Source organism: Mesonia mobilis DSM 19841, from assembly GCF_000423405.1.
In the GTDB taxonomy this organism is placed as follows: Bacteria; Bacteroidota; Bacteroidia; order Flavobacteriales; family Flavobacteriaceae; genus Mesonia; species Mesonia mobilis.
This window is the reverse complement of record NZ_AUHX01000005.1, coordinates 54,464-76,865: the sequence shown is the minus strand read 5'-3', so window position 1 is coordinate 76,865 and position 22,402 is coordinate 54,464. Positions and strand designations below refer to the sequence as shown.

The window sequence follows — 22,402 nt, the reverse complement described above, 5'->3', positions numbered from 1 at the left end:
ATATAATTAAGAGGAAACCCGACATGTTTGTCGGGTTTTTTTATTTTTAGCACTATGAGAGATCAAGCACTTTTAACGTATTTAGAAAGTTATTTAACTCCCAGAAGAATAGCTTTATTTGATAAAGTATTAGCAGAGAGAACAAATCATTTTACCGTTGCGACAGAAGATGTTTATCAACTTCATAATACAAGCGCGGTGATTAGAAGTTGTGATGTTTTTGGTGTGCAAAATGTGCATATTACCGAAGAAAGAAATGTACGTAAGATCGATCGTGAAATTGCAATGGGTGCGCAAAAGTGGGTAAATGTAAATCGTTACCACACCGTAGAAGATTCTGTAAATAGCTTGAAAGAAAAAGGTTACCAAATTATAGCGACAACTCCGCATAATGATGCTTGTTTGCTTGATGATTTTGATATTTCTCGACCTTCTGCTATTTTCTTCGGAACAGAAAAACAAGGTCTTAGCGATGAGTTGATGCAAAGAGCAGACGGATTTCTTAAAATACCTATGGTTGGTTTTACAGAAAGTTTGAATATTTCGGTTTCCGCAGCGATCATTCTTCAAAATCTAACCTCTCGACTTAAACGAAGTGAAATTGATTGGCGCTTATCTGATGATGAAAGATTTGATACCAGGATGAATTGGGCGACCAGTTGTATAAAAAGTAGCGACCAAATAATTGAACGTTACTTTAAAGAAAACTCATAAAGATTTCTTCCTTTTTTCTTACTTTCTTGCTCATCTGCAATGTAAACCGTGTTTTTATCCTTAAAACAAATACTTTCTTTCTGAGTAGATTTTCCGGGTAATTCGTACTGCGCAATTTTTCCGTTGAAGAAATTGTTAGTCGTAAAATCGGTTAACTTCCAAACATATTTTTCGCTAAGTAAGACGATGCTTTTTTCATCTTCAGAAATGCTTGCCGCAGTGATCCAGCATTCGTGACTACCGGAATCACAAGTTTGATAACTACCAATTTTCTTTGCTTTGTATTTACCGGCTTTAGCAGGAATTTGATATAAATTTACAGTACCATCGGGGTTTTTACTTCTGTTTTTTGTAAATAAGTATAAATTGCCGTCTTTATACATAAATGCTTCTGAACCAAAATTTCTATTATCTTTTTTTGCAGGAAAATTCTCTTGGTCTTCAAAAGAGAATTCTATTTTTTCTGCTTGAGCTTTTTCCCCTTGATCTAAGAAATCTTTTACAATGTAAATGGCTAGATCTTCACGATCACTCTCATTATTACCAAAATCACCTATGTATAAAGTTCCTTTCTTATCGATGGCCAGATCTTCCCAATCGATATTATGCACGTCTTCAATTTCAACTTCTTTTACAATTTCTCCGTCAGTAGTAAAGCCGTAAACCACACTAGAATTTCCGGAATCATTAATAGCCCAAATTAGGGGAGAACCTTCTAAAATCTCAATTCCGCTAATTTCTTGTAAATGTTCGGGTAAGTGCGCTAAAGTTTTAAGCGTATTTTCTTGAGCGTAGGTTAAGGTTGAAAGGAAAAATAATAGAATTAAACTCAACTTTTTCATTACGTTACTTTTTTTATAATGAAGGGCTCAAAGTTTATACCGAAATTTAATTTTTCTTCTTTAAAACTCGATACTCTTCGTAACAGCCGCTAATCGCATCAAGTATTTGAAGATCGTTTGCAGATTTTATAAAACTTTCTGAATAGTTACAGTTGCGCAAAATTTCATCAATATCTACACGGGTAACTTGTAATAAAGCCGCTAAAGTCTCTCGGTTGAATTTTTTTGCGAGAAGATTTCTAATTTCATCATCTTCTTTCATTTTGCGCAGTTTGCGCATTTGTTTTGGTTTTTTACCAAAGACATTGTAGAGAAAATCAACCGGATTAAAAATAGATTCCATCGCTCGGGTAAAAGCTCCGGGTTGGCTGTCACCGGCTTCATAACCATAATTAAGTCCTGAAATACTGTAACGATTATTCTCGTATATAGGGATGTTTTTGGCGTCGATCTCTAGGTAACCGGTAAGTTTTAATGGTTTTACGGTTACTTCTTCTAAAGCAATACCGATCTCGGTCATTTTAATTTTTACTTCACCAAACTTCTTCCAGTCGTTGGTTACTCTTACCTCGATCGATTTGTAGCCGAGGTAAGAGAAGAACAACGTATCGTTAATGGCTGCTTTAATTTTAAATTCTCCCTTATCGTTGGTAACTGTACCAATAACTTCGTTAAGGTTAACGATGTTTACATCTTCTAATGGCAGATCGTCTGCGGCATTTAAAACTCTACCCTTTACATATAAAGTAGAATCTGTTTCTTGACCAAAAGTGGCAAAACCGAAACATAAAAATAGGGTATAGAAGAAAATTTTTTGCATCATTAAATTCTTGAAAAAGGAAAATAAAAATTATTTAATCAAAAGACCTAACTAATTTTCAAAAATTACACCAATTTTAAGATTTTTTCTTTTTTCTACGGTTAATAGAGCTTTTGATGTTCGATCTTCTTCCACCGCTGCTATTATCTGAGCTACTTCTTCGAGATGATCTTCTACCGCCACCAGAATTTTTATTAGAAAAAGCTTTACTTCTGCGACCACCGCCTTTATTACCGCCACCGCGTTTTCTGCCACGACCGCGACTTCTACCATCACTATTTTTAGTAATCTCTACATTTATAGACCGACCATCGTGCTGATAATTTTCAAAAGCAGCTAATACTTTTTCACGTTCGCTAGTATCTGTGTTGAAGAACGAGAAACTATCTTTTACATCTACTCTAGAAACACCGTCTCTACCTAAGTCTAAATGTTCTTTTAAGAAGTCTTTTAACGACATCCAATCAAAACCATCTTTTGCTCCTACATTTATAAAATAGCGAGTAGAATTACCACCATCATCAAAACTATCGTTCTGTGCTTTGGCATTAAGATCTGTAGCATCTTTGTAGTAGTTGAAGAAACGTGTAAACTCAACCGAGAAGAATTTTTTAATTAATTCTTCTTTACTAAAATCTTCTAGAATTTCTTCTAACTGCGGAAGAAATTGATCGATCTCGTGATTAATTTTAGTTTCTTTAATATCGTTTGCTAAATGAAAAAGTTGCACTTGGCAGATCTCTTCTCCGCTCGGAATATCTTTCTGCTCGAAAGATTGTTTAATGATCTTCTCGATACTACGAATTTTTCTAACCTCGCTTTTAGAAACGATCACCATCGAAACTCCACTTTTTCCTGCACGACCGGTACGACCGCTTCGGTGCGTATATGTTTCAATTTCGTCTGGTAATTGGTAGTTAATTACGTGTGTAATATCATCTACATCGATACCACGGGCCGCAACATCTGTAGCGACCAACATTTGTATTTGGCGAGATCTAAAACTCTTCATTACCAAATCACGTTGGTTCTGGCTCAAATCTCCGTGAATTGCAGCTGCGCTGTAACCATCTTCAATTAATTTTTCAGCAACCTTTTGTGTATCACGTTTTGTTCTACAGAAAATAACCGAGAAAATATCTGGATTAGCATCTGCTAAACGTTTTAAAGCTTGATAACGATCTCTCCCGGGACTAATATAGTATTCGTGAGAAACGTTTTTAGAACCTTCATTTTTAGAACCAACTGTAATTTCTACAGGGTTCGACATAAACTTTTTAGCGATACTTGCCACTTCTTTAGGCATCGTAGCACTAAACAACCAAGTTTTCTTTTCTTTTGGCGTGTGCGATAAAATATCGGTAATGTCTTCGTAGAAGCCCATATTCAACATTTCATCGGCTTCATCTAACACACAATAATCAATTTCAGAAATATCGATCATTCTGCGGCCGACCATATCTTTCATACGGCCGGGAGTTGCTACAATAATCTGCGCTCCTCTTTTTATTTGCTTTTCTTGTTCAGAAATACTTGCACCACCATAAATGGCTACTACATTTAACTGCTTTAAGTATTTAGAATAGTTTTTAAGTTCGTTTGCAATTTGTAAACAAAGTTCTCGGGTAGGAGATAAGATTAAACCTTGTGTTTGTTTACTATCAACATTAATCTTTTGGATTAACGGAAAACCAAAAGCAGCGGTTTTTCCGGTTCCGGTTTGGGCCAAGGCAACAAGATCTGTCTCTTGGTCCAATAAAATAGGTATCGCTTGCGCTTGTACTTCACTAGGAGCTTCAAACCCCATATCATTTACGGCATTCACGATTTCGGCTTGTAAGCCTAATTGTTCAAATTTGTTCATATTAAAAATAAAATAAGCTGCAAAGGTAATCAATCCTTTACAGCTTATGCGATAAATACTTAAGTATTAATTTTTTTATTCTGAAAGATAATCAGTGAGTTGGGTAAATGCACGTGCACGATGACTAATCGTACTTTTTTCTGAAAGGCTCATTTGTGCAAAAGTTTGCTCATAACCATCTGGCTGAAAAATGGGGTCGTAACCAAAACCTTCGTCGCCTTTTTTCTTTTCAATAATATTACCTTCGCAGATACCGGTAAATAAGGTTTCTTTACCATTTAGCGTTAGTGCGATCACGGTTTTAAAACGAGCTCTTCTGTTTTCTTTTCCTTCGAGGTTTTTAAGAAGTTTATTCATATTAGCATCGCTATCTTTTTCTTCACCCGCATAACGTGCAGAGTAAACTCCGGGCTCGCCACCTAATTCATCTACTTCTAAACCGGTATCGTCGGCAAAACAATCGTAATCGTAATTAAGCTTTACATATTTTGCTTTGATGATCGCATTTTCGTCGATTGTGGTTCCGGTTTCTTCAATATCTTCGGTGCAACCAATATCGTCTAGCGAAAGTAACTGAATGTAATTGGGCAATAAGCTTTCAATTTCTTTAAACTTATTTTTATTGTGAGTGGCAAAGACTAATTTCATAGGTTAATTTTTAAGATTGAAATTTATAAAAGTTTTCTTGTAGCGAGAAGAACTTTCATAAATTATTGATGGTGGTAAGGTTCATTCTTTAAAATGGTAAACGCTCGGTAGATTTGTTCCGTGAAAAATAGTCGAACCATTTGATGAGAAAATGTCATTTTAGATAGGGATATTTTCTGGTTAGCACGTTGGTAAACTTCATCTGAAAAACCATACGGACCGCCAATTACAAAGATAAGTTGCTTCATACCGGTATTCATCTGTTTTTGCAACCAAGTAGAAAAACCTACCGAAGAGAAATTTTTACCATTTTCATCTAATAAAACCAAAATGTCTGAAGCTTGTGTTTTAGCTAAAATAAGTTCACCTTCTTTTTGTTTCTGAAGGTTTTCGTCCATTTTTTTCGACTTTTTTATATCCGGAATAATTTCAATTTTAAACTTACCATAGTGTTTTAAGCGTTTAACATATTGGTCTATAAGTTTTTGAAGGTCTTTATCGTCGGTTTTGCCTACAGCGAGTAATTTGATGGTCATTAGAAACAGTGCTTTTTATGATAATAACTCTTATCTCTTTTGAATATTCCTTTGCCGTCGGGATTTTTGGGATCTAAAGATTTTTGAAAATCTTCTTTAAATTTACTCCAATCTTTATGACTAAGTAGTTTTTTTAAATATCTATCTATAAAATGTGATCCAGATAAAAAATATTCTCCATCGGGTTTTATAATTAGTAAATCATGTACGTTATTACTTTTAAAAAATAATCGTTTAATAACACCTCTATCTTTAACCCAAGAAAAATCGTCATAAACATTTTCAAAATTTATATTATCTTCATGTAAAAAAATTACTTTTGTATTAAATTTTCGTTCAAACTTATCAATACATTTTTGGTTTTGTTTAATCCAAGAATTCAAATTTTTTTCAAAAATTTCTTTATTGAAGTCATGTTCGTGAAAATGGTGTTTTTCATAGCCTAAACTATCATTTATAGCCTTATATTCTTTATATTTTTTTTCGTGAATTTTATGAAGTTTAACCTCTCTATTGTAATTCCATAAACTATCAATTTTTTTAATTATGATGATATCATTTTCTCCAATTTTATATTCACCGTCTTTTATAAGTAATTTTCGAATTTGTTGAAATTCCTCAACATTCAGTTTGCCAAATTGATACTTAAAAAAAACTTTATTTACAACTAAAGTGTCTGTAGGATAAGATATACATTTGTATATATAGTTAGAATTACATTTTTTTTCAAATTCAGCTTTATTAATTTGGTTAGAGGCTTCATCAAAGTAAAACTCTTCTTGAGCTGTTAATTGATGAGTTAGAATAAATAAAAATAAGAAGGTTAATAGAGGATTTAATGATTTTGTCATAAGATGTTAAGAATAATTTAGCATTACTAAAATAGAAAATATATGATTACTCAAGAACAATTTCAAAAAGAAGTAGATCTTATAATAAAAAATGCCATTCGTGAAGATGTTGGCGATGGCGACCATAGTTCATTAGCTTGTATTCCTGCTCACGCTTCTGGTAAAGCCAAGTTATTGGTGAAAGATAATGGTATTTTAGCCGGAGTAAACTTTGCATATCAAGTATTTCAATATGTAGATAAAAATCTAATTGTTGAAAAATTTATAGACGATGGTGAGCAAATTGTCAATGGTGATGTTGCCCTTTATGTTTCGGGTAATAGTCAATCTATTCTAAAAGCAGAACGTTTGGTCTTAAACGCAATGCAGCGTATGAGTGCGATCGCAACTAAAACTCACGAATTTGCTAAGATTTTAAAAGGCACTAACACCAAAATTCTAGATACCCGTAAAACCACTCCCGGTTTGCGAGCCTTAGAAAAATGGGCGGTAAAAATTGGCGGAGGTGAAAATCATCGTTTTGCTTTGTACGATATGATTATGCTAAAAGACAACCATATCGATTTTGCCGGCGGAATTACAAAAGCGATCGATAAAACAAAGCAGTATTTAAAAGAAAAAGATCTAGATCTTAAAATTATTGTTGAAGCCAGAAATTTAGATGAAATTGAAGAAATTTTGAGTAATTCTGGCGTGCATCGCATTTTAATCGATAACTTTAACTACGAAGACACCAGAAAAGCTGTAAAAATGATTAATGGTAAATGCCAAACAGAATCGAGTGGTGGTATTACGCTAGAAACAGCTAAACATTATGCCAATTGCGGTGTAGATTTTATTTCTAGCGGAGCGCTAACACATTCGGTTTACAATTTAGATTTGAGCTTAAAGGCAGTATAAATGTCTGAAGAGGTAGAAAAAGAACTTAAAAAAATCCCCGGTCTTAGCTGGTTAATTAAACAAGCTAAGAAAATTATCTTACCCGGTTTAGAAGGTTTGTCTTTGTACGACCTGTGGGAAATTTATTCCGTTGGGATCATAAAAGGTACTTTTTCTACAAGAGCAGGATCGATCGCTTTTAGCTTTTTTATGGCCATCTTTCCTTTTTTGTTGTTTATTCTGAATTTAATTCCGTACGTGTGGTTTATCGACGATTTTCAGTTAGAAGTATTAGCCTTTATGGATACGCTTTTACCACCGCAGACTTCAGAATTTTTTAATGAGATTTTTGCCGACATTGTAAATAACCCGAGAGGTGGCTTACTCTCCATAACCTTTATTTTGTCTATTTTTTTAATGACCAATGGGATCAATGCGATCTTCACCGGTTTCGAATTTTCGTATCATACCACGATTAATCGTTCTATAATAAGACAATATTTGGTTGCCTTGGGAACCTCGATCATTATTGCGCTAATGTTGCTTTTTTCGGTCATTGCTTTTGTATATTTAACGTATATAATTGAAGATCTTAAAGCAATTGGCATATTTTCTGATAACTTATATTGGGCGCAAATAGGAAGATACTTGGTTTTCGTGCTTTTAATTTACAATGCAGTAGCTACCTTGTATTACTTTGGGACCAAAGAAGGAAAAAATTCTCGCTATTTTTCTGTGGGAGCTTTCTTTACCACGCTTCTTATTATGCTCACCACGTTCTTGTTTTCGATTTATATTGAAAACTTTAGTACGTATAATAAACTTTACGGTTCTATTGGAGCTTTATTGATTTTGATGGTTTACATCTGGATAAATGCTAATATTTTGTTATTAGGTTTTGAATTAAATGCATCAATTAACCGTTTGAAACAAAATTTTTAATAATTTAAGGGTCTAAATATTATCAATTATGAAAAAAATACTGGGAATTGTTATGATTTTCTGTGTAGTAACTGCGAGTTACGCGCAAAAAAAAGTAGGCGGAGTCACTTTACCTGCTTCTGAAACTTACGGTGAATACACCGTTAAATTGAATGGTGCCGGAGTTCGAGAAAAACTTTGGATCGATCTTTATGCCGGAGGTTTATACTTAACAACTTCATCTAAAGATGCAGATCAAGTGATGAATGCAGATGAAGCGATGGCTGTAAAACTTCAAATAGTTTCAAAATTAATTAGTAGCGATAAAATGATCGAAGCAGTTGAAGAAGGTTTTGAAAACGCTACCAACGGAAATACTTCAGCATTAGATAGTAGAATTAAAAAATTTATCGGTTTCTTTAAAGAAGAAATATCTAAAGGTGATGTGTTCGATATTACTTATCAACCGGGTAAAGGCGTAGTTGCTTATAAAAACGGAAAAGAAAAAGGTACTATTGAAGGAATGGATTTTAAAAAAGCACTTTTTGGTATTTGGTTGTCTAACGATCCTGCAGACGACGATTTAAAAGAAGCAATGCTTGGTTTAGACTAATTTATATGAATTTTAAAGCCTTAATTTTATTGTTGTGTTTTCCTGCATTAATGCAAAGTCAGGAAGTGATTGGTAAATGGAAAATTATCAAAGAAGAAACCGGCGAAGCCAGGTCGATCGTAAAGATCTATGAAGAAGATGGAGAAGTTTACGGACAGGTAATTCGAATTTTAAATGAAGCCAAGCGCGATAAACTTTGCACTAAATGTAAAGGTGAAGACAAAAACAAGCAAATAGAAGGCTTAATTTTAATGAAGCATTTTCATAAAGATGGCGAAGAATATGTAGACGGCACGATTATGAATCCCGATGATGGGAAAATATATAAGTCTAAAATGTGGTTAGATGAAGATAATCCCGACCTTTTAAATGTGAGAGGTTATGTGGGTATTTTCTATAAAACCGTACAATGGCAACGTTACGAATAACAAAAAAGTCCGGCAATTTTGCCGGACTTTTTCTTTTCTTTTCTGCTGAAAATTAATTCAACGTATAATCTAACGTAATTTCAGTGTCTAATAATTTTGAAACCGGGCAGCTTTCTTTTGCTTTCGTAGCGATTTCTTTAAATTTTTCTTCAGAAATATTAGGCACTTTAGCGGTTAATATTAAATGAGATTTGCTAATTGCGCCGTCTTCAAAAGTAACTTCAGATTTAGTTTCGAGTTTTTCAGCAGGAAAATCTTGTTCTGCTAAAAAAGCAGAAAGTTGCATCGTAAAACACCCAGAATGCGCTGCGCCAATTAATTCTTCAGGATTGGTACCGTTTCCGTTTTCAAAACGGGTTTTATAAGAATATTGTGTTTCATCTAAAATTTCACTTTCGGTAGATAAATTTCCTTTTCCTTCTTTTAAAGTTCCTTGCCAAACGGCTGTTGCTTTTCTAATCATAATTTTTTCTTTTAAAATTAATTAGACTTCCGCAGTCAAAAAAACTATTATTAAAAGCTTAACGAATTCAGTTTTAAAATAACTTGACGCTCTGCTAAAGAAAACTATTTTTGTAATAGAAATTTAGTTAACCAATGCCAGTATTTGCGAACGTAATTTTACCACTTCCGTTAGATCGTCTGTTTACCTACCAAGTGGCAGAAGAAGACATCGATGCGTTAAAAATAGGAATGCGTGTTGCAGTACCATTTGGTAAATCTAAAGTGTATACCGGAGTGGTTGCTAAAATTCATCAAGAAGAACCGCAACAATATGAAGCGAAACTTATTGAAGAAATTTTAGATGAAAAACCCACGGTCACAACGCATCAATTAAAATTTTGGGCTTGGATCGCATCCTATTATATGTGTGCTGAAGGCGAAGTGATGAAAGCTGCTTTACCAAGTGCCTTTTTATTAGAAAGTGAAACTGTTGTTGAACTTAATAAAAAAGGAGAGTTTGATGAAGATCAATTAAACGATCAAGAGTTTCTAATTGTTGAAGCATTGCAAAACCAATCTTTGTTGAAGATACAAGAAGTGATGCAGATTCTAGAAAAGAAAACGGTACTTCCTGTTTTAAATAGTTTGGTGGCTAAGAATGCGATTATCGTTAATCAAGAACTTTATAAGCAATACAAGCCTAAACTTATTAAATATGTTCGGTTAGCTAACAATTATCAGTCAGAACAAAAACTAAATACACTTTTAGAAGAATTAAGTAATGCTCCCAAACAGCGAGAACTTATTCTTCAGCTATTTTCTTTACAAGCAAAGCTGAAAAAGCCTATTGAAAAAAAGCAATTAGCGAAAGAAAGTGGCGCTTCGGCATCTTCCATCAAATCTTTAGTTACAAAAGGAGTTTTAGAAGAATATACACTTCAAAAAGATCGCGTAAATTATGAAGGAGAAGTAAACGATATTCAACTTCATTTTAATAATGAACAGGAACAAGCTTATTCAGAAATAAAAAAACATTTCGAAAATAACCAAGTCACGTTGTTACACGGTGTTACTTCTTCCGGGAAAACAGAAATTTACATCAAGCTTATTGAAGAAGTAATTTCTAAAGGAAAACAAGTTTTGTATTTGTTGCCAGAAATTGCGTTGACCACCCAGCTTATCGGGAGATTGAAAGCATATTTTGGTCAAGAAGTTTTGGTTTATCACAGTAAATATTCGGTTAACGAGCGAGTTGAGGTTTACAAACACGTTTTAAATAATACGAAAGGAAAGATTGTGATCGGAGCGCGATCGTCGATCTTTTTACCTTTTCAAGATTTAGGGTTGATTGTCGTAGATGAAGCTCACGAAGCTACGTTTAAACAATACGATCCTGCGCCAAGATATCAAGCGAGAGATGCTGCGGTGGTGTTGGCAAATTTCTTCGGAAGTCAATTATTGTTAGGTTCTGCCACTCCGAGTTTAGAAAGCTTTCATAATGCTGAATTGCATAAGTATGAATTGGTAAAGTTAACCAAGCGTTTTGGGAATGTGCTTCCGCCGGCCATAGAACTGGTAGATATTAAAGAAAAGCACAAAAAGCGTAAAATGACCGGTCATTTCTCTGACCGTTTGTTAGAAGAAATGAAAGAAACACTTGCGGAAGGAAAGCAAGTGATACTTTTTCAGAACAGAAGAGGTTTTTCGCCTATTTTAGAATGTAATACTTGTGGTCACTCTCCGCAATGTCCAAATTGTGATGTAAGTCTTACGTATCATCAACACAACAATTCGTTGCGTTGTCATTATTGTGGTTATCATATGGCGATGCAACAACAATGTATTGCTTGCGGAAGTTCAGAAATTACTACAAAAGGTTTTGGTACCGAGCAGGTAGAAACCGAATTAGAAGCACTTTTTCCCGATCATAAAACCGCCCGAATGGATTTAGATACCACGCGTGGAAAATATGGCTATGAAAAAATAATCACCGCTTTTGAACAGCAACAGATTGATATTTTAGTCGGCACACAAATGCTAACCAAAGGTTTAGATTTTAGAAATGTAGATTTGGTGGGAGTAATGAATGCCGATAGTTTATTAAATTTCCCAGATTTTCGGGCGCACGAACGTAGTTTTCAATTATTGTTACAAGTAGCCGGTAGGGCAGGGAGAACCAAAGATCGAGGGAAAGTACTTATACAAACTTATAATCCGTATCATCAAATACTTCAGCAAGTATCGTCTAATAATTATGCTGAAATGTATAAAGAGCAGATGGATGATCGTTATAATTTTAAATATCCGCCATACTACCGTTTGATTAAACTTACTTTAAAAAGTAGAGATTATAATTTGGTAAATGAAGCTTCTGCTTGGTTGGCAAAAGCTTTATCGCAAGCTTTTCATCCGCACGTTTTAGGACCAGAGTTTCCGCCGGTGGCTCGTATTCGAAATGAATATTACAAGAATATTGTAGTAAAGATTCCGCCTAAAAATTCTATCGGTAAAACAAAAGAATACATTAATCGGGTACTTAAAAGCTATCATTCCATAGCTAATTACCGAAAAGTGAGAGTGATTATAAATGTAGATCCTTATTAAAATAATAAGTTGAAGTAAATTAATTACGAAGCAATACCTTCAAGACTATCTTCTAGATCTTTCTTTCTATTTCTACTTAATGGTATTTCTTTATCTTCTAAATAAACTATTTTACTACTATAGTTCTTAATCCTGAAAAGATTTACAATGAAAGATTTATGAACTCTTAAAAATTGATCGCTTGGTAAACTATCGGCAAAACCTTTCATTGTAGAAAGTACCGTATAGGTTTCACCGTCCGTAACAATCTTCACATAATCACCAAAAGCTTCTACATACTTTACTTTATCTAGATAAAGACGATGCTTTTTTAAATTACTTTTAATGAAGATATAATTTTCGTCGAGGGTATTTAGCTTTTCATTTTTAACTAAATGAAAGTCTAAGGCTTTTTTTACAGCTACATCAAAACGATCTTTGGTGACCGGTTTTTGTAAATAATCGATAGCTTGGTAATTAAACGCTTGAAAAGCATATTGCGTTTTACCGGTTACGAAAATAATTTCTGGTTTTTCTTCTAGATTATCAAGTAAATCGAACCCGGAGAGAATAGGCATTTCGATATCTAAGAAGATTAAATCTACTTTAGAGCTTTCTAGTTCTCTTTTTGTATCTAACGCGTTGTTATGTTCTGCCACCAATACTAAGTTAGGATGATCTTTAACCATTTTGGTTATCGATAACCTTTGTAGGCTAGAATCGTCAACTACGATACATCTTAATTTATTGTGGGTCATCTTAATACTTAAAATATTAACAATTTTACGAATAAATTTTATTCAAAACAAGTTAAAAGAGTCTTAAAGCTATATTTACAAATATAAAGCGTAAATATAATTGTTAGATATAAAAAAAGTATTATTTTTGCAGCCAATTTAATTTAAATATTTTATTATGAATCATTATGAAACTGTTTTCATCTTGAATCCCGTTTTATCTGATGACCAGGTAAAGGAGACAGTTAAGAAATACGAAGATTTTCTTGATTCGAAAGGGGCTAAGATGGTTAACAAAGAGAATTGGGGCTTAAAAAAATTAGCGTATCCAATTCAGCACAAAAAAAGTGGGTTTTATCACTTATTTGAGTACCAAGTAGAAGGTGAAGTTATCGATCAGTTAGAATTATTATTTAGACGTGACGAGCGTATGATGAGATTCTTAACTGTGAAGTTAGATAAGCACGCAGTGGCTTGGGCAGAGAAAAGAGTTAAACGAAACAACCAAAAAGCGTAGTAGTTATGTCATCTATCGAGCAACAAGCAAAAGGAAAAAAAGACGGAGAAATTAGATATTTAACTCCGCTTAACATTGAGACTTCAAAACAGAAAAGATACTGTCGTTTTAAGAGATCAGGAATTAAGTATATCGATTACAAAGATCCAGATTTTTTAATGGCATTTGTTAACGAGCAAGGTAAAATTTTGCCACGTAGATTAACAGGAACTTCTTTAAAATACCAAAGAAAAGTAGCTGTAGCTGTAAAACGTGCGCGTCATTTAGCCTTAATGCCATACGTTGGTGATTTATTAAAATAAAAGAAACGACATTATGGAATTAATATTAAAGAAAGACGTAGATAATTTAGGGTTTGCAGATGATGTCGTAACTGTAAAAAATGGTTACGGGAGAAACTTTTTAATCCCTCAAGGCTTTGCAGAATTAGCAACTCCTTCAGCAAAAAAAGTGCTAGAAGAAACGCTTAAGCAAAGAGCATATAAAGAACAAAAACACATCGAAGAAGCTGAAAAGCAAGCAGAAAAACTTAATGGTTTAGACCTTAAAATTACTGCTAAAGCCGGTGCTGGAGATAAATTATTCGGAAGTATTACTTCTGCTAATTTAAGAGAAGCATTAGCTAAAGAAGGTGTAGATATTGACAAAAAATATATCTCTATTTTTGGAGGTAATATTAAAAGATTAGGTCAATACGAAGCAAAACTTCGTTTCCACAGAGAAGTAATTGCTAGCCTTACTTTTGATGTAGTAGGAGAAGCATAATCACTTCTTTATAAAATACATAACCTACCCAATTTGGGTAGGTTTTTTTGTAACCAAAAATTACGCTTATCATGAAATATACCCGATTAACTAAAGAACAACTAGAAGAGCTACACCAAGAATTTATTAACTTTTTAGCCACTCAATCAATTACAGCAGAAGAGTGGAACGATATTAAAAAGAATAAACCCGAAGTTGCAGAAGATGAGTTAGATGTTTTTAGTGACCTCGTTTGGGAAGGTGTCTTAAACCAAGCCAGATATCTTGAGCATTTCTCAAAGCAACAAATGTTTTTGTTCAGAATCGGTGAAGTAAAAATGACCTTGGTAGGAGTAAAAGTAGAAAACGAAACGATTGATATTCGTACCAAAGAAGGTTACCGTTGGTTACAAGATAATTTGTTGAACGAATCTGTACAGATCTATACTTCAACTAAAGTGATTTCTGAAGATCGTAACAAAGATATTTTCGCGTTAATCACACAAGGCGCAAATATTACGCAAGGTGAATTATTTCAATATTTTGAAAAGTTAATTGAAGTAGAAGAATAATTTTCTACTCGTATCTTAAGGATTCAATTGGGTCTTGTTTTGCCGCTTTTAAAGCCGGGAATAAGCCGGAAATTATAGCAATGACTAAAGAAACTGCGGTAGCTGTAAAAATGGCTAACCACGGAATGCTAAAACTTAATTCGGCCAGAGAAGCTACTAAATAGCCAATTAACATCCCGAAAATAATACCGCAAATACCACCAAGTTGCCCGATAATAATCGTTTCAGCAAAAAACTGAAAGGCAATCGTGTTTTTCTTAGCACCTAAAGCTTTTCTAACTCCAATTTCACGAGTTCTTTCGGTTACCGAAACCAGCATAATATTCATTAAAGCGATCGACGAACCTAAAATCGTGACAAAAGAAATCGCAAAAGCAGCAATGTTTAGATACTCGGTAATACTTAGTATTTGATTAATTAGACTGTCGCTTCTTCTAATTCCGAAGTTATTATCTTCTCTAGGCTGAAGTTTTCTAATATTTCTGAAAGTAAGAATGGCTTCGTCTTGCGCACCATCCATCATCTGCTTATCTTCAACCATCACGCTAATATTGTAATTTATATAAGCTTGGTTAAATAGCGAACGTCCAATTTGTATAGGGATAAGCACACGCAAATCTTCATTATTACCAAAGGTAGAACCTTTACTTTCTAAAATACCAATTACTTTAAATTTAGCACCACGAACACTAATAGTCTTGCCCACAGGATCCATTCCGTTAAAAAGTGCATCTTTAAAATCGGCACCCAAAATGCAGACATTTACGTTATTTTCAATATCAAAATAAGAGAAATTTCTTCCGCTTTCAATTTCTAGACCAGAGTTACCCAAAAAGTTTTCATTTACGCCAAGCACATTTACTTCGGGGTCGGTTTTTTCGGTTTTATATTTTACTTCAGCAGCAGAAGTTCCGGTAAAACTTATCGAAGTTTGTGTATACGGGAAGTTGTATTTTTCTTTAAATTCTTTCGCATCGCGGTAACTAATAATCGGGTTAACGATCTCACGTTCGCTGCTGCCTCGAGTTTGCAGCGTAAAATCGTAACGTTGTAAATTAAAAGTATTGGCGCCCATCGAAGCAAAATCGCTAGAAATCGTATTTTCTAAGGCATTAATTGCACTTAAAATACCTACCAAAGCGGTAATCCCGATCGTGATGATGATTACCGTTAAAATTGTTCTAAGTAGCTGACTCCTAATGCTACCTAATGCAATACGAATGTTTTCTTTGGCGAGTGAGAACATAAATTTTAGTTACAATTACTAATAAGACTATCGAGAAGCCTAAAAGTTACTTATAATTTGTATTTTCTTTAATTATCTTTGCACTTTCAAATAAAGTTATGGCACAAAAACCAAGTATCCCAAAAGGAACCCGAGATTTTTCTCCGGAAGAAGTAAATCGTAGAAACTATATTATTTCAACCATTAAAAAGCAATTTCAGCATTTTGGCTTTCAACCTATCGAAACGCCAAGTTTTGAAAATTCTTCGACCTTAATGGGGAAATATGGAGAAGAAGGTGACCGACTTATTTTTAAAATATTGAATAGTGGTGATTTTTTAAGTAAAGTAAAAGATGATTTATATGCTGAAAAAGATAGCTTAAAGATCACTTCAAAAATTTCAGAAAAAGCACTTCGTTATGATTTGACCGTTCCGTTTGCGCGTTATGTGGTGCAACATCAAAATGAAGTTGAATTTCCGTTCAAACGCTATCAAATTCAGCCTGTTTGGCGTGCCGATCGTCCGCAAAAAGGAAGATTTAGAGAATTTTACCAGTGTGATGCCGATGTGGTTGGTAGCGATAGCCTTTGGCAAGAAGTAGAATTTGTGCAATTGTACGATTCGGTTTTTACGGCTTTAAAATTAAGCGGAGTCACGATTAAGTTGAATAATCGAAAAATTCTTTCTGGTTTTGCTGAAGTAATCGGTGAAAGTGATAAGCTCATCGATTTTACTATAGCGCTAGATAAACTCGATAAAATCGGGAAAGATGGCGTGATAAAAGAAATGAAAGAAAAAGGAATTGCTGAAGCAGCCATCGAAAAAATAGATCCTATTTTTGAATTAAACGGAGATTTTTCAGCAAAGATCAACGGACTTAAATCTATTCTTTTTACTTCAGAAATCGGTAAAAAAGGAATTGAAGAATTAGAATTTATACAACGAGCCATTGCAGAAATGCCATTAAAAACCGCCACGCTAGATTTAGATGTAACCTTAGCGCGCGGACTCAATTATTACACGGGAGCAATTTTTGAAATCTCTGCTCCAGAAGGTGTGAAAATGGGATCGATTGGTGGTGGTGGTCGTTACGACGATCTTACCGGTATTTTTGGATTGAAAAATATGAGCGGGATTGGGATCTCTTTTGGTTTAGACCGAATTTATTTGGTGCTGGAAGAATTAGATCTTTTCCCCGAAGCGGTTGAAGAGAACACGAAGATCATTTTCATTAATTTTGGTGAAAAAGAAGCGTTGTACGCGATGAAAGCCGTGAGAGCTTTACGCGGTGCCGGGATCAACGCAGAAGTTTACCCAGATAGCGCAAAAATGAAAAAACAAATGACGCATGCCAATCGTCGTAATATTCCGTTTGTAGTTTTAGCAGGAACTCAAGAAATAGAAGCAGAACAATATACGATCAAACATATGGCAAGCGGTGAGCAAGAAACTATTTCTCTCGATAAAATTATTGAGAAACTGAGATAAATCATAACTCTCTAAAGGCAATTTTTATAATTTTAAGTGATTAAAACTCATTTAAGCTTATGAAAATTGCCTTTTTTAGTACCAAATCTTACGATAAAGAGTTTTTTGAAACCTATCAGGATCAGCAGGAAATTCATTTTAAATATTTTTCAGCTTCATTAAGTATAGATACCGTTGCCCTTGCAAGAGGTTATGATGGGGTTTGCGTTTTTGTGAACGATAAATTAGAGGAAGAAACCCTTCAGCAATTAGCAGCAGTAGGAGTGAAGCTGATCGTTTTACGTTGCGCCGGTTTTAATAACGTAAATATTGAAGCTGCTGAAAAATTAAATATGAAAGTTTATCGTGTTCCGGCGTATTCTCCGCAAGCTGTTGCAGAACACGCTTTAGCACTTATTCTAACATTAAACAGAAAAACACACAAAGCTTATAATCGCGTACGCGATGGTAATTTTTCGTTAGAAAGATTACAAGGATTCAATCTTCAACATAAAACGATCGGTGTGATCGGCACCGGGAAAATTGGGGCTTCTTTTTGTAAAATTATGCAAGGTTTCACCGATTCGATCTTAGCTTACGATAAATATGAAAACGAAACGGTAAAAGCTATGGGCGTAAAGTATGTAGATTTAGAATATTTGTTGGAAAATTCAGATATTATTTCGTTGCATTGCCCATTAACTCCCGAAACCAAATACTTAATTGATGCTACCAGTTTACAAAATCTTAAAAACGGCTGTATGCTTATAAATACGAGTCGTGGAGCATTAATACATACCGGCGATGCGATCGAAGCTCTAAAAGAAGGAAAATTGGGTTATTTAGGGATCGATGTTTATGAGCAAGAAGAGCATTTATTTTTTAGAGACCTTTCAGAAAATATAATTCAGGATGATCAAATCGCTAGATTAATTTCATTTCCGAATGTTTTGATCACCTCACATCAAGGTTTTTTAACCAAAGAAGCTTTGCAGGAAATTGCCAAGGTCACTTTTCAGAATATTTTAGATTTTCAGGCTGGTAAAGAAACAGAAAATAGGGTAGTAAGTAATTGATTGATTTTTAAAATAGAAGCATAAAAAAACCACTCTAAATTTAGAGTGGTTTTTTGTTGTAGCGAGACCGAGATTTGAACTCGGGACCTCCGGGTTATGAACCTACTCAAATAGCTATATAAAACAATGTAAAATATATTAAATTGTATGATTATCAGTTAATTATATGTTTTATGGTTTTATTTAAATAATGTTAAAATCAAATTATTCTGTACCTATTCTGTACCCATTTTGTACCCTTTTTTAAACTAATTATTTATATTTATGTAATTCTAATTAATTGAGTATGTCTAATATAAAAATTGTTTTGCGGAAAAATAAGATAAGAAAAGATGGAAGAATTCCTCTTGCATTGAGAATTTCTGAAAATTACAAAACTAATTATAAGTGGATTGGTCAATATGTTTTCGAAAAAGATTGGGATGAAAAAGCAGGAAAAGCGAAAAGAAGCCATCCAAATTCACAAAAGTTGAACAATTTTTTAATGAAGAAATTGAGTGAAGTGAATGACATATTTTTTGAATCTAAAGATCAGGTTAGCCCGAAACAGGTAAAGCAAAAATTAAAAGGAACCTACGGACAAAAATCTTTTTTTGAGCTAGCCGCAGAGCGTATAATGGAAAAATATGAAAGAGGAACATTTTCCGTCGCTAAAGCTGAATTATCTATTCTCTATAACCTGGAGGAATTTTTAAATCTAAAAAGGATTAAAAGTAAATCAGCCGTTATTAAATCAATAAATGAGCGTCGCTTGCACCGAATTAGTGAGGCAAGGCTTAACAAATATAGTTGGTTAGATGGTGTAGATCATTTCAAAAATAGTAAGGTTCTAGCGTTTCGGGATATTGATGAAGTTTTCATTAATAAATATAAAACATTTTGTCATTCTTACTTAGGGCAAAAAACCAGAACTATTACTAATCAACTTATTTTGATTAGAACTCTTTTCAATTTAGCCATTAAGGAAGGAATTATTGAGCGAAAATTTTACCCTTTTGCTGGTGATAAAGAGAAAATTAGAATTGGTTCTGGTAATAAAATAGGATTAAGCACAGAAGAAATTGAAAAAATAGAAAAACTGAAGTTGGAGGAAAATAGTTCTATTTGGCACACTCATAATGTATGGCTATTTTCTTTTTATTTTGCAGGGATTCGTATTTCTGATGTTGTCAAAATAAAATGGTCGGATTTTAAGGATAATCGACTTTATTATATAATGAATAAAAATGAAAAAGCACTCAGCCTTAAAATTCCTGCGAAAGCAAAAAAAATTTTAGAATACTATAAAAAAGAGAAAAAACTTAATAAAGGTTATGTCTTTCCGTTCCTTAGAAATACGGATGCCAATGATGCTGAACAAATCTATATAAGAACAAAAAGTGTTACTAAGGTCTTTAATAAATGCCTAAAACAAATTGCCAAGGAATGTGAGATTGAAAAAAACTTATCTAATCACATCGCTAGGCATAGCTTCGGTAATATAGCTGGTGATCGTATTCATCCTTTAATGCTACAAAAGCTCTATCGCCATAGTGATTTAAAGACTACTTTGAATTATCAAGCCAATTTTATTCATAGAGATGCAGATGATGCACTTGATGAAGTAATAAATTTTTAAAAAGGTGGAATTTGTTTAAAAATTTCTTCATTCTTTGAGTACTATATATTACTTGTACGGCATGGTCAATTATATCTCTATTGATCTTTGGTAATATCGTATATTCCTAATATACTATAATATAACTTATAATTTAATAGGACTTAGCTATTTGAATTAAGATTTGGGGTAATGGTTGTTATAATAATTAGATAAGGACTTTCAAAGACTACAAAGATATTACTTTTTAACTTTACTGTTTCTATATCAGTGTAATAATTACTATCCAGAGCGCATACAAAGAATTTTAGGTTTTATAAGAATAAGTCTAAAATCAATCCACAATGCTTTATTATTAAATCTTATCATCGATGAACAATTTATCGTGTGCTTTTTTAAAAATTTCTTGATAAGAGTAAATCTTTCCTAAGTTCAAATAATATCATCACTTTAAATGATAATAAATAATATTCTTTAAGATGTCTTGTGTAATAATAATTTAGGGGCTAGCATTAATTTTTTTACTCTTATTCTGATTTATAAAGCTTATGCGGTTCTTTATACCGAAAAAAATAATACATAATTATATATAAGTAATATTGTGAAGAGCGATTTACATTAATGGATAACATATAATAAGCTCAATTTGATTTGATCTCACATTTTTTGAACCCCTGATTATACATACGAATGTTAATTTTTACTTTTAAAATATTTATATAGTCTCAATTTCATCCATTTACTTCGCTTCCGGTTGTTTTTCAATTTCAATGGTTTTTGTTGACTTCCCAGCTGCTCACTGTCCCTCCCTTTTTTACTATGCAAAATACCAGTAATTGGAAGTTAGTCCAGATGGCATAAGCCAGTCATTCTTCCTTTTTATACATCTTCCCTAATTCCAATTCCTGAAAACGTATCAGCATCAAAAAAGGAAACAGCTCACAGCTCTATGGGAAGTAAATCAAAAAAAATAGCATTATGAAATCATTTCAAAACAACATCATCGGAAGCGAAGTAAAAATCAAAAAGGAAAACGCTTCAGATATAATAAGTAAATCAATGTTTAACCTTTCTACCCTAATGGTAGAATCTAAATTTTAATGTTATGAGTACGATCAAAAATCAAGTTCAATTAATCGGAAATGTGGGGAACACCCCGGAAACCATCACTTTTGACAGTGGTAAAAAAGCGGTTCGTCTATCGATGGCAACCAATGAATATTACCAAAAGGATGGTGAGAAAGTGCAGGATACCCAATGGCACAACCTGATCGCCTGGGGAAATCAGGCGGATCTTATCGAAAAATATGTCGGTAAAGGAAAAGAAATTGCCATTCAGGGAAAATTGACCTCCAGATCTTATGAAACCCAAACGGGTGAAAAAAGATATGTAACCGAAGTGGTGGTACAGGAAATTTTATTTCTTGGAAATCAAGCTGCGGAATAAGTAAAGAGTAAAGAGGGCATATCCGTCTAAAGTTGTGCCCTCTTTTTCATTGTTAACCTTTTAAAAAATAAAAGTATCATGAAAACCAAAGTTAATGAAATTCAAATCAGCTACCACGGAAATCAAACGATAAATACCACTTTTAAAATTGGATGTTCGCAAGATGCTGCCAAGCTGGCTTTTGAACATTGGGATCAAAATCATATCGAAATGCAGGAGCATTTTAAAATTCTATTGCTCAATAATTCAAATATCGTCAAAGGTATTTACGAGGTTTCAAAAGGTGGAATTACCGGAACCTTAGTAGATCTTAGAATCTTATTTGCCGTTGTATTAAAAAGTTTGTCTACAGCGATCATACTTTTACATAACCACCCAAGCGGTACTTTAAAACCTAGTGAAGCTGATCGACAGCTTACGCAAAAGATTATCAAAGCGGGAGAGTTATTGGATGTCAAAGTTCTTGATCATCTTATCATTACTCCTAAAAAAGAGTATTACAGTTTTGCCGATCAGGGAGTTTTGTAAATTAAAATTTCGTTTATGATCTATTTAAATTATACGAATCTCGATAGCGAAACACAGGAACACTTAATTTCAATTTCTAAAAAAGAAGTGCTTCGACGTTATGGTAAAGAATTGATGAGTTATGCTCAGAAAAACCATGTGAATTATGACCAACTCCTAGAAGAGGAAGCCATACGAAACCTATATACTTATCATTTTGTATTTAAGATGTAATTGCTAAATAACAACAAAAAAGCCCTTATTTAATGAGGGCTTTTTTTAATGTTTAATAGACTGAAATTCGTATATTTAAAGCATTGGGAGATAGAAGTTTTGGTCCTTTTATTTTTTGATTTGACTTTCCTGAA

25 protein-coding genes are annotated in these 22,402 nt (G+C 33.5%); 16 read left to right on the top strand and 9 right to left on the bottom strand.

What is annotated here, in order from left to right:
• The first annotated feature begins 54 nt into the window (after positions 1 to 54).
• Positions 55 to 714 (top strand): TrmH family RNA methyltransferase, encoded by a 660-nt coding sequence (locus tag G551_RS0104775; protein ID WP_027884481.1) that lies wholly within the window; start codon positions 55 to 57, stop codon positions 712 to 714.
• On the opposite strand, the gene G551_RS0104770 is transcribed toward G551_RS0104775, so the two are convergent.
• The 6 genes from G551_RS0104770 to G551_RS0104745 all read right to left on the bottom strand — a co-directional run bounded on the left by G551_RS0104770 (position 693) and on the right by G551_RS0104745 (position 6,275).
• A complete protein-coding gene (locus G551_RS0104770; RefSeq protein ID WP_027884480.1) occupies positions 693 to 1,556 on the bottom strand; it encodes an SdiA-regulated domain-containing protein in 864 nt (287 codons plus the stop codon). The two genes, G551_RS0104775 and G551_RS0104770, sit on opposite strands and share 22 nt — an antisense overlap.
• A gap of 46 nt (positions 1,557 to 1,602) precedes the next feature.
• A complete protein-coding gene (locus G551_RS0104765; protein ID WP_027884479.1) occupies positions 1,603 to 2,376 on the bottom strand; it encodes a carboxypeptidase-like regulatory domain-containing protein in 774 nt (257 codons plus the stop codon).
• A 76-nt stretch (positions 2,377 to 2,452) separates the two neighbouring features.
• Entirely contained in the window at positions 2,453 to 4,240 is a 1,788-nt protein-coding gene (locus G551_RS0104760; RefSeq protein ID WP_027884478.1) for a DEAD/DEAH box helicase, read from the bottom strand.
• Between the two features lie 75 nt (positions 4,241 to 4,315).
• Positions 4,316 to 4,888 carry a non-canonical purine NTP diphosphatase gene (locus G551_RS0104755; protein WP_027884477.1) on the bottom strand — a complete coding sequence of 191 codons (573 nt, stop codon included), beginning with the start codon at positions 4,886 to 4,888 and terminating at the stop codon, positions 4,316 to 4,318.
• 62 nt (positions 4,889 to 4,950) lie between these two features.
• Complete coding sequence (gene rlmH / locus G551_RS0104750; protein WP_027884476.1) at positions 4,951 to 5,424, bottom strand: 23S rRNA (pseudouridine(1915)-N(3))-methyltransferase RlmH; 474 nt, start codon at positions 5,422 to 5,424, stop codon at positions 4,951 to 4,953.
• Positions 5,424 to 6,275: a hypothetical protein gene (locus tag G551_RS0104745; protein ID WP_027884475.1), complete on the bottom strand. Its 852-nt coding sequence runs from the start codon at positions 6,273 to 6,275 to the stop codon at positions 5,424 to 5,426. Before G551_RS0104745 ends, rlmH begins: the two co-directional genes overlap by 1 nt.
• A gap of 42 nt (positions 6,276 to 6,317) precedes the next feature.
• Here G551_RS0104745 and nadC point away from each other — a divergent pair, with 42 nt between their 5' ends.
• The 4 genes from nadC to G551_RS0104725 are packed head-to-tail and all read left to right on the top strand — an operon-like array spanning position 6,318 to position 9,116.
• On the top strand, positions 6,318 to 7,175 hold the full coding sequence (nadC, locus tag G551_RS0104740; protein ID WP_027884474.1) for a carboxylating nicotinate-nucleotide diphosphorylase: 858 nt from the start codon (positions 6,318 to 6,320) through the stop codon (positions 7,173 to 7,175).
• A complete protein-coding gene (locus tag G551_RS0104735; RefSeq protein ID WP_027884473.1) occupies positions 7,176 to 8,096 on the top strand; it encodes a YihY/virulence factor BrkB family protein in 921 nt (306 codons plus the stop codon).
• 28 nt (positions 8,097 to 8,124) lie between these two features.
• Complete coding sequence (locus tag G551_RS0104730) at positions 8,125 to 8,688, top strand: chalcone isomerase family protein (protein ID WP_027884472.1); 564 nt, start codon at positions 8,125 to 8,127, stop codon at positions 8,686 to 8,688.
• Between the two features lie 5 nt (positions 8,689 to 8,693).
• Positions 8,694 to 9,116 carry a DUF2147 domain-containing protein gene (locus G551_RS0104725; protein WP_036243348.1) on the top strand — a complete coding sequence of 141 codons (423 nt, stop codon included), beginning with the start codon at positions 8,694 to 8,696 and terminating at the stop codon, positions 9,114 to 9,116.
• A 52-nt stretch (positions 9,117 to 9,168) separates the two neighbouring features.
• On the opposite strand, the gene G551_RS0104720 is transcribed toward G551_RS0104725, so the two are convergent.
• Entirely contained in the window at positions 9,169 to 9,579 is a 411-nt protein-coding gene (locus G551_RS0104720; protein ID WP_027884470.1) for an OsmC family protein, read from the bottom strand.
• A 134-nt stretch (positions 9,580 to 9,713) separates the two neighbouring features.
• Between G551_RS0104720 and priA the strand changes: the two genes are divergently transcribed.
• Entirely contained in the window at positions 9,714 to 12,164 is a 2,451-nt protein-coding gene (priA, locus tag G551_RS0104715) for a replication restart helicase PriA (protein WP_027884469.1), read from the top strand.
• Positions 12,165 to 12,187: 23 nt separating this feature from the next.
• Here priA and G551_RS0104710 read toward each other — a convergent pair whose 3' ends face one another.
• Positions 12,188 to 12,901, bottom strand: coding sequence for a LytR/AlgR family response regulator transcription factor (locus G551_RS0104710; protein WP_036243344.1), 714 nt, complete (start codon positions 12,899 to 12,901; stop codon positions 12,188 to 12,190).
• A gap of 157 nt (positions 12,902 to 13,058) precedes the next feature.
• Between G551_RS0104710 and rpsF the strand changes: the two genes are divergently transcribed.
• The 4 genes from rpsF to G551_RS0104690 all read left to right on the top strand — a co-directional run bounded on the left by rpsF (position 13,059) and on the right by G551_RS0104690 (position 14,713).
• Positions 13,059 to 13,397 carry a 30S ribosomal protein S6 gene (gene rpsF, locus G551_RS0104705; RefSeq protein WP_027884467.1) on the top strand — a complete coding sequence of 113 codons (339 nt, stop codon included), beginning with the start codon at positions 13,059 to 13,061 and terminating at the stop codon, positions 13,395 to 13,397.
• Between the two features lie 5 nt (positions 13,398 to 13,402).
• Positions 13,403 to 13,699, top strand: coding sequence for a 30S ribosomal protein S18 (gene rpsR / locus G551_RS0104700; RefSeq protein ID WP_027884466.1), 297 nt, complete (start codon positions 13,403 to 13,405; stop codon positions 13,697 to 13,699).
• A 13-nt stretch (positions 13,700 to 13,712) separates the two neighbouring features.
• Positions 13,713 to 14,162 (top strand): 50S ribosomal protein L9, encoded by a 450-nt coding sequence (gene rplI, locus G551_RS0104695; protein ID WP_027884465.1) that lies wholly within the window; start codon positions 13,713 to 13,715, stop codon positions 14,160 to 14,162.
• 71 nt (positions 14,163 to 14,233) lie between these two features.
• Positions 14,234 to 14,713: a DUF6495 family protein gene (locus G551_RS0104690; protein ID WP_027884464.1), complete on the top strand. Its 480-nt coding sequence runs from the start codon at positions 14,234 to 14,236 to the stop codon at positions 14,711 to 14,713.
• A 4-nt stretch (positions 14,714 to 14,717) separates the two neighbouring features.
• On the opposite strand, the gene G551_RS0104685 is transcribed toward G551_RS0104690, so the two are convergent.
• On the bottom strand, positions 14,718 to 15,959 hold the full coding sequence (locus G551_RS0104685) for an ABC transporter permease (RefSeq protein ID WP_027884463.1): 1,242 nt from the start codon (positions 15,957 to 15,959) through the stop codon (positions 14,718 to 14,720).
• A gap of 98 nt (positions 15,960 to 16,057) precedes the next feature.
• Between G551_RS0104685 and hisS the strand changes: the two genes are divergently transcribed.
• The 6 genes from hisS (at position 16,058) to G551_RS0104655 (ending at position 22,268) form a co-directional block, all read left to right on the top strand.
• Positions 16,058 to 17,428 (top strand): histidine--tRNA ligase, encoded by a 1,371-nt coding sequence (gene hisS, locus G551_RS0104680; protein ID WP_027884462.1) that lies wholly within the window; start codon positions 16,058 to 16,060, stop codon positions 17,426 to 17,428.
• A gap of 59 nt (positions 17,429 to 17,487) precedes the next feature.
• Entirely contained in the window at positions 17,488 to 18,483 is a 996-nt protein-coding gene (locus G551_RS0104675; protein ID WP_027884461.1) for a 2-hydroxyacid dehydrogenase, read from the top strand.
• Positions 18,484 to 18,769: 286 nt separating this feature from the next.
• Positions 18,770 to 20,101 (top strand): tyrosine-type recombinase/integrase, encoded by a 1,332-nt coding sequence (locus G551_RS0104670; RefSeq protein WP_027884460.1) that lies wholly within the window; start codon positions 18,770 to 18,772, stop codon positions 20,099 to 20,101.
• Positions 20,102 to 21,185: 1,084 nt separating this feature from the next.
• Positions 21,186 to 21,527, top strand: coding sequence for a single-stranded DNA-binding protein (locus tag G551_RS0104665; protein ID WP_027884033.1), 342 nt, complete (start codon positions 21,186 to 21,188; stop codon positions 21,525 to 21,527).
• A gap of 78 nt (positions 21,528 to 21,605) precedes the next feature.
• Positions 21,606 to 22,055, top strand: coding sequence for a JAB domain-containing protein (locus G551_RS0104660; protein WP_027884459.1), 450 nt, complete (start codon positions 21,606 to 21,608; stop codon positions 22,053 to 22,055).
• 15 nt (positions 22,056 to 22,070) lie between these two features.
• The gene (locus tag G551_RS0104655; protein WP_027884458.1) at positions 22,071 to 22,268 is read left to right on the top strand and encodes a hypothetical protein; all 198 of its coding nucleotides are present in this window, start codon (positions 22,071 to 22,073) and stop codon (positions 22,266 to 22,268) included.
• Positions 22,269 to 22,402 lie beyond the last annotated feature (134 nt).

Excerpts from the sequence above, each read along its gene's own strand:
- G551_RS0104735 (WP_027884473.1), top strand. The coding sequence starts at position 7,176 with ATGTCTGAAGAGGTAGAAAAAGAACTTAAAAAAATCCCCGGTCTTAGC.
- rpsR (WP_027884466.1), top strand. The coding sequence starts at position 13,403 with ATGTCATCTATCGAGCAACAAGCAAAAGGAAAAAAAGACGGAGAAATT.
- rlmH (WP_027884476.1), bottom strand. The coding sequence starts at position 5,424 with ATGACCATCAAATTACTCGCTGTAGGCAAAACCGACGATAAAGACCTT.
- G551_RS0104675 (WP_027884461.1), top strand. The coding sequence starts at position 17,488 with ATGAAAATTGCCTTTTTTAGTACCAAATCTTACGATAAAGAGTTTTTT.
- G551_RS0104665 (WP_027884033.1), top strand. The coding sequence starts at position 21,186 with ATGAGTACGATCAAAAATCAAGTTCAATTAATCGGAAATGTGGGGAAC.
- G551_RS0104745 (WP_027884475.1), bottom strand. The coding sequence starts at position 6,275 with ATGACAAAATCATTAAATCCTCTATTAACCTTCTTATTTTTATTTATT.
- nadC (WP_027884474.1), top strand. The coding sequence starts at position 6,318 with ATGATTACTCAAGAACAATTTCAAAAAGAAGTAGATCTTATAATAAAA.
- G551_RS0104720 (WP_027884470.1), bottom strand. The coding sequence starts at position 9,579 with ATGATTAGAAAAGCAACAGCCGTTTGGCAAGGAACTTTAAAAGAAGGA.
- G551_RS0104710 (WP_036243344.1), bottom strand. The coding sequence starts at position 12,901 with ATGACCCACAATAAATTAAGATGTATCGTAGTTGACGATTCTAGCCTA.
- G551_RS0104775 (WP_027884481.1), top strand. The coding sequence starts at position 55 with ATGAGAGATCAAGCACTTTTAACGTATTTAGAAAGTTATTTAACTCCC.
- G551_RS0104770 (WP_027884480.1), bottom strand. The coding sequence starts at position 1,556 with ATGAAAAAGTTGAGTTTAATTCTATTATTTTTCCTTTCAACCTTAACC.
- G551_RS0104685 (WP_027884463.1), bottom strand. The coding sequence starts at position 15,959 with ATGTTCTCACTCGCCAAAGAAAACATTCGTATTGCATTAGGTAGCATT.
- G551_RS0104755 (WP_027884477.1), bottom strand. The coding sequence starts at position 4,888 with ATGAAATTAGTCTTTGCCACTCACAATAAAAATAAGTTTAAAGAAATT.
- G551_RS0104660 (WP_027884459.1), top strand. The coding sequence starts at position 21,606 with ATGAAAACCAAAGTTAATGAAATTCAAATCAGCTACCACGGAAATCAA.
- G551_RS0104690 (WP_027884464.1), top strand. The coding sequence starts at position 14,234 with ATGAAATATACCCGATTAACTAAAGAACAACTAGAAGAGCTACACCAA.
- G551_RS0104670 (WP_027884460.1), top strand. The coding sequence starts at position 18,770 with ATGTCTAATATAAAAATTGTTTTGCGGAAAAATAAGATAAGAAAAGAT.
- G551_RS0104760 (WP_027884478.1), bottom strand. The coding sequence starts at position 4,240 with ATGAACAAATTTGAACAATTAGGCTTACAAGCCGAAATCGTGAATGCC.
- G551_RS0104655 (WP_027884458.1), top strand. The coding sequence starts at position 22,071 with ATGATCTATTTAAATTATACGAATCTCGATAGCGAAACACAGGAACAC.
- rplI (WP_027884465.1), top strand. The coding sequence starts at position 13,713 with ATGGAATTAATATTAAAGAAAGACGTAGATAATTTAGGGTTTGCAGAT.
- G551_RS0104765 (WP_027884479.1), bottom strand. The coding sequence starts at position 2,376 with ATGCAAAAAATTTTCTTCTATACCCTATTTTTATGTTTCGGTTTTGCC.
- G551_RS0104730 (WP_027884472.1), top strand. The coding sequence starts at position 8,125 with ATGAAAAAAATACTGGGAATTGTTATGATTTTCTGTGTAGTAACTGCG.
- G551_RS0104725 (WP_036243348.1), top strand. The coding sequence starts at position 8,694 with ATGAATTTTAAAGCCTTAATTTTATTGTTGTGTTTTCCTGCATTAATG.
- hisS (WP_027884462.1), top strand. The coding sequence starts at position 16,058 with ATGGCACAAAAACCAAGTATCCCAAAAGGAACCCGAGATTTTTCTCCG.
- rpsF (WP_027884467.1), top strand. The coding sequence starts at position 13,059 with ATGAATCATTATGAAACTGTTTTCATCTTGAATCCCGTTTTATCTGAT.
- priA (WP_027884469.1), top strand. The coding sequence starts at position 9,714 with ATGCCAGTATTTGCGAACGTAATTTTACCACTTCCGTTAGATCGTCTG.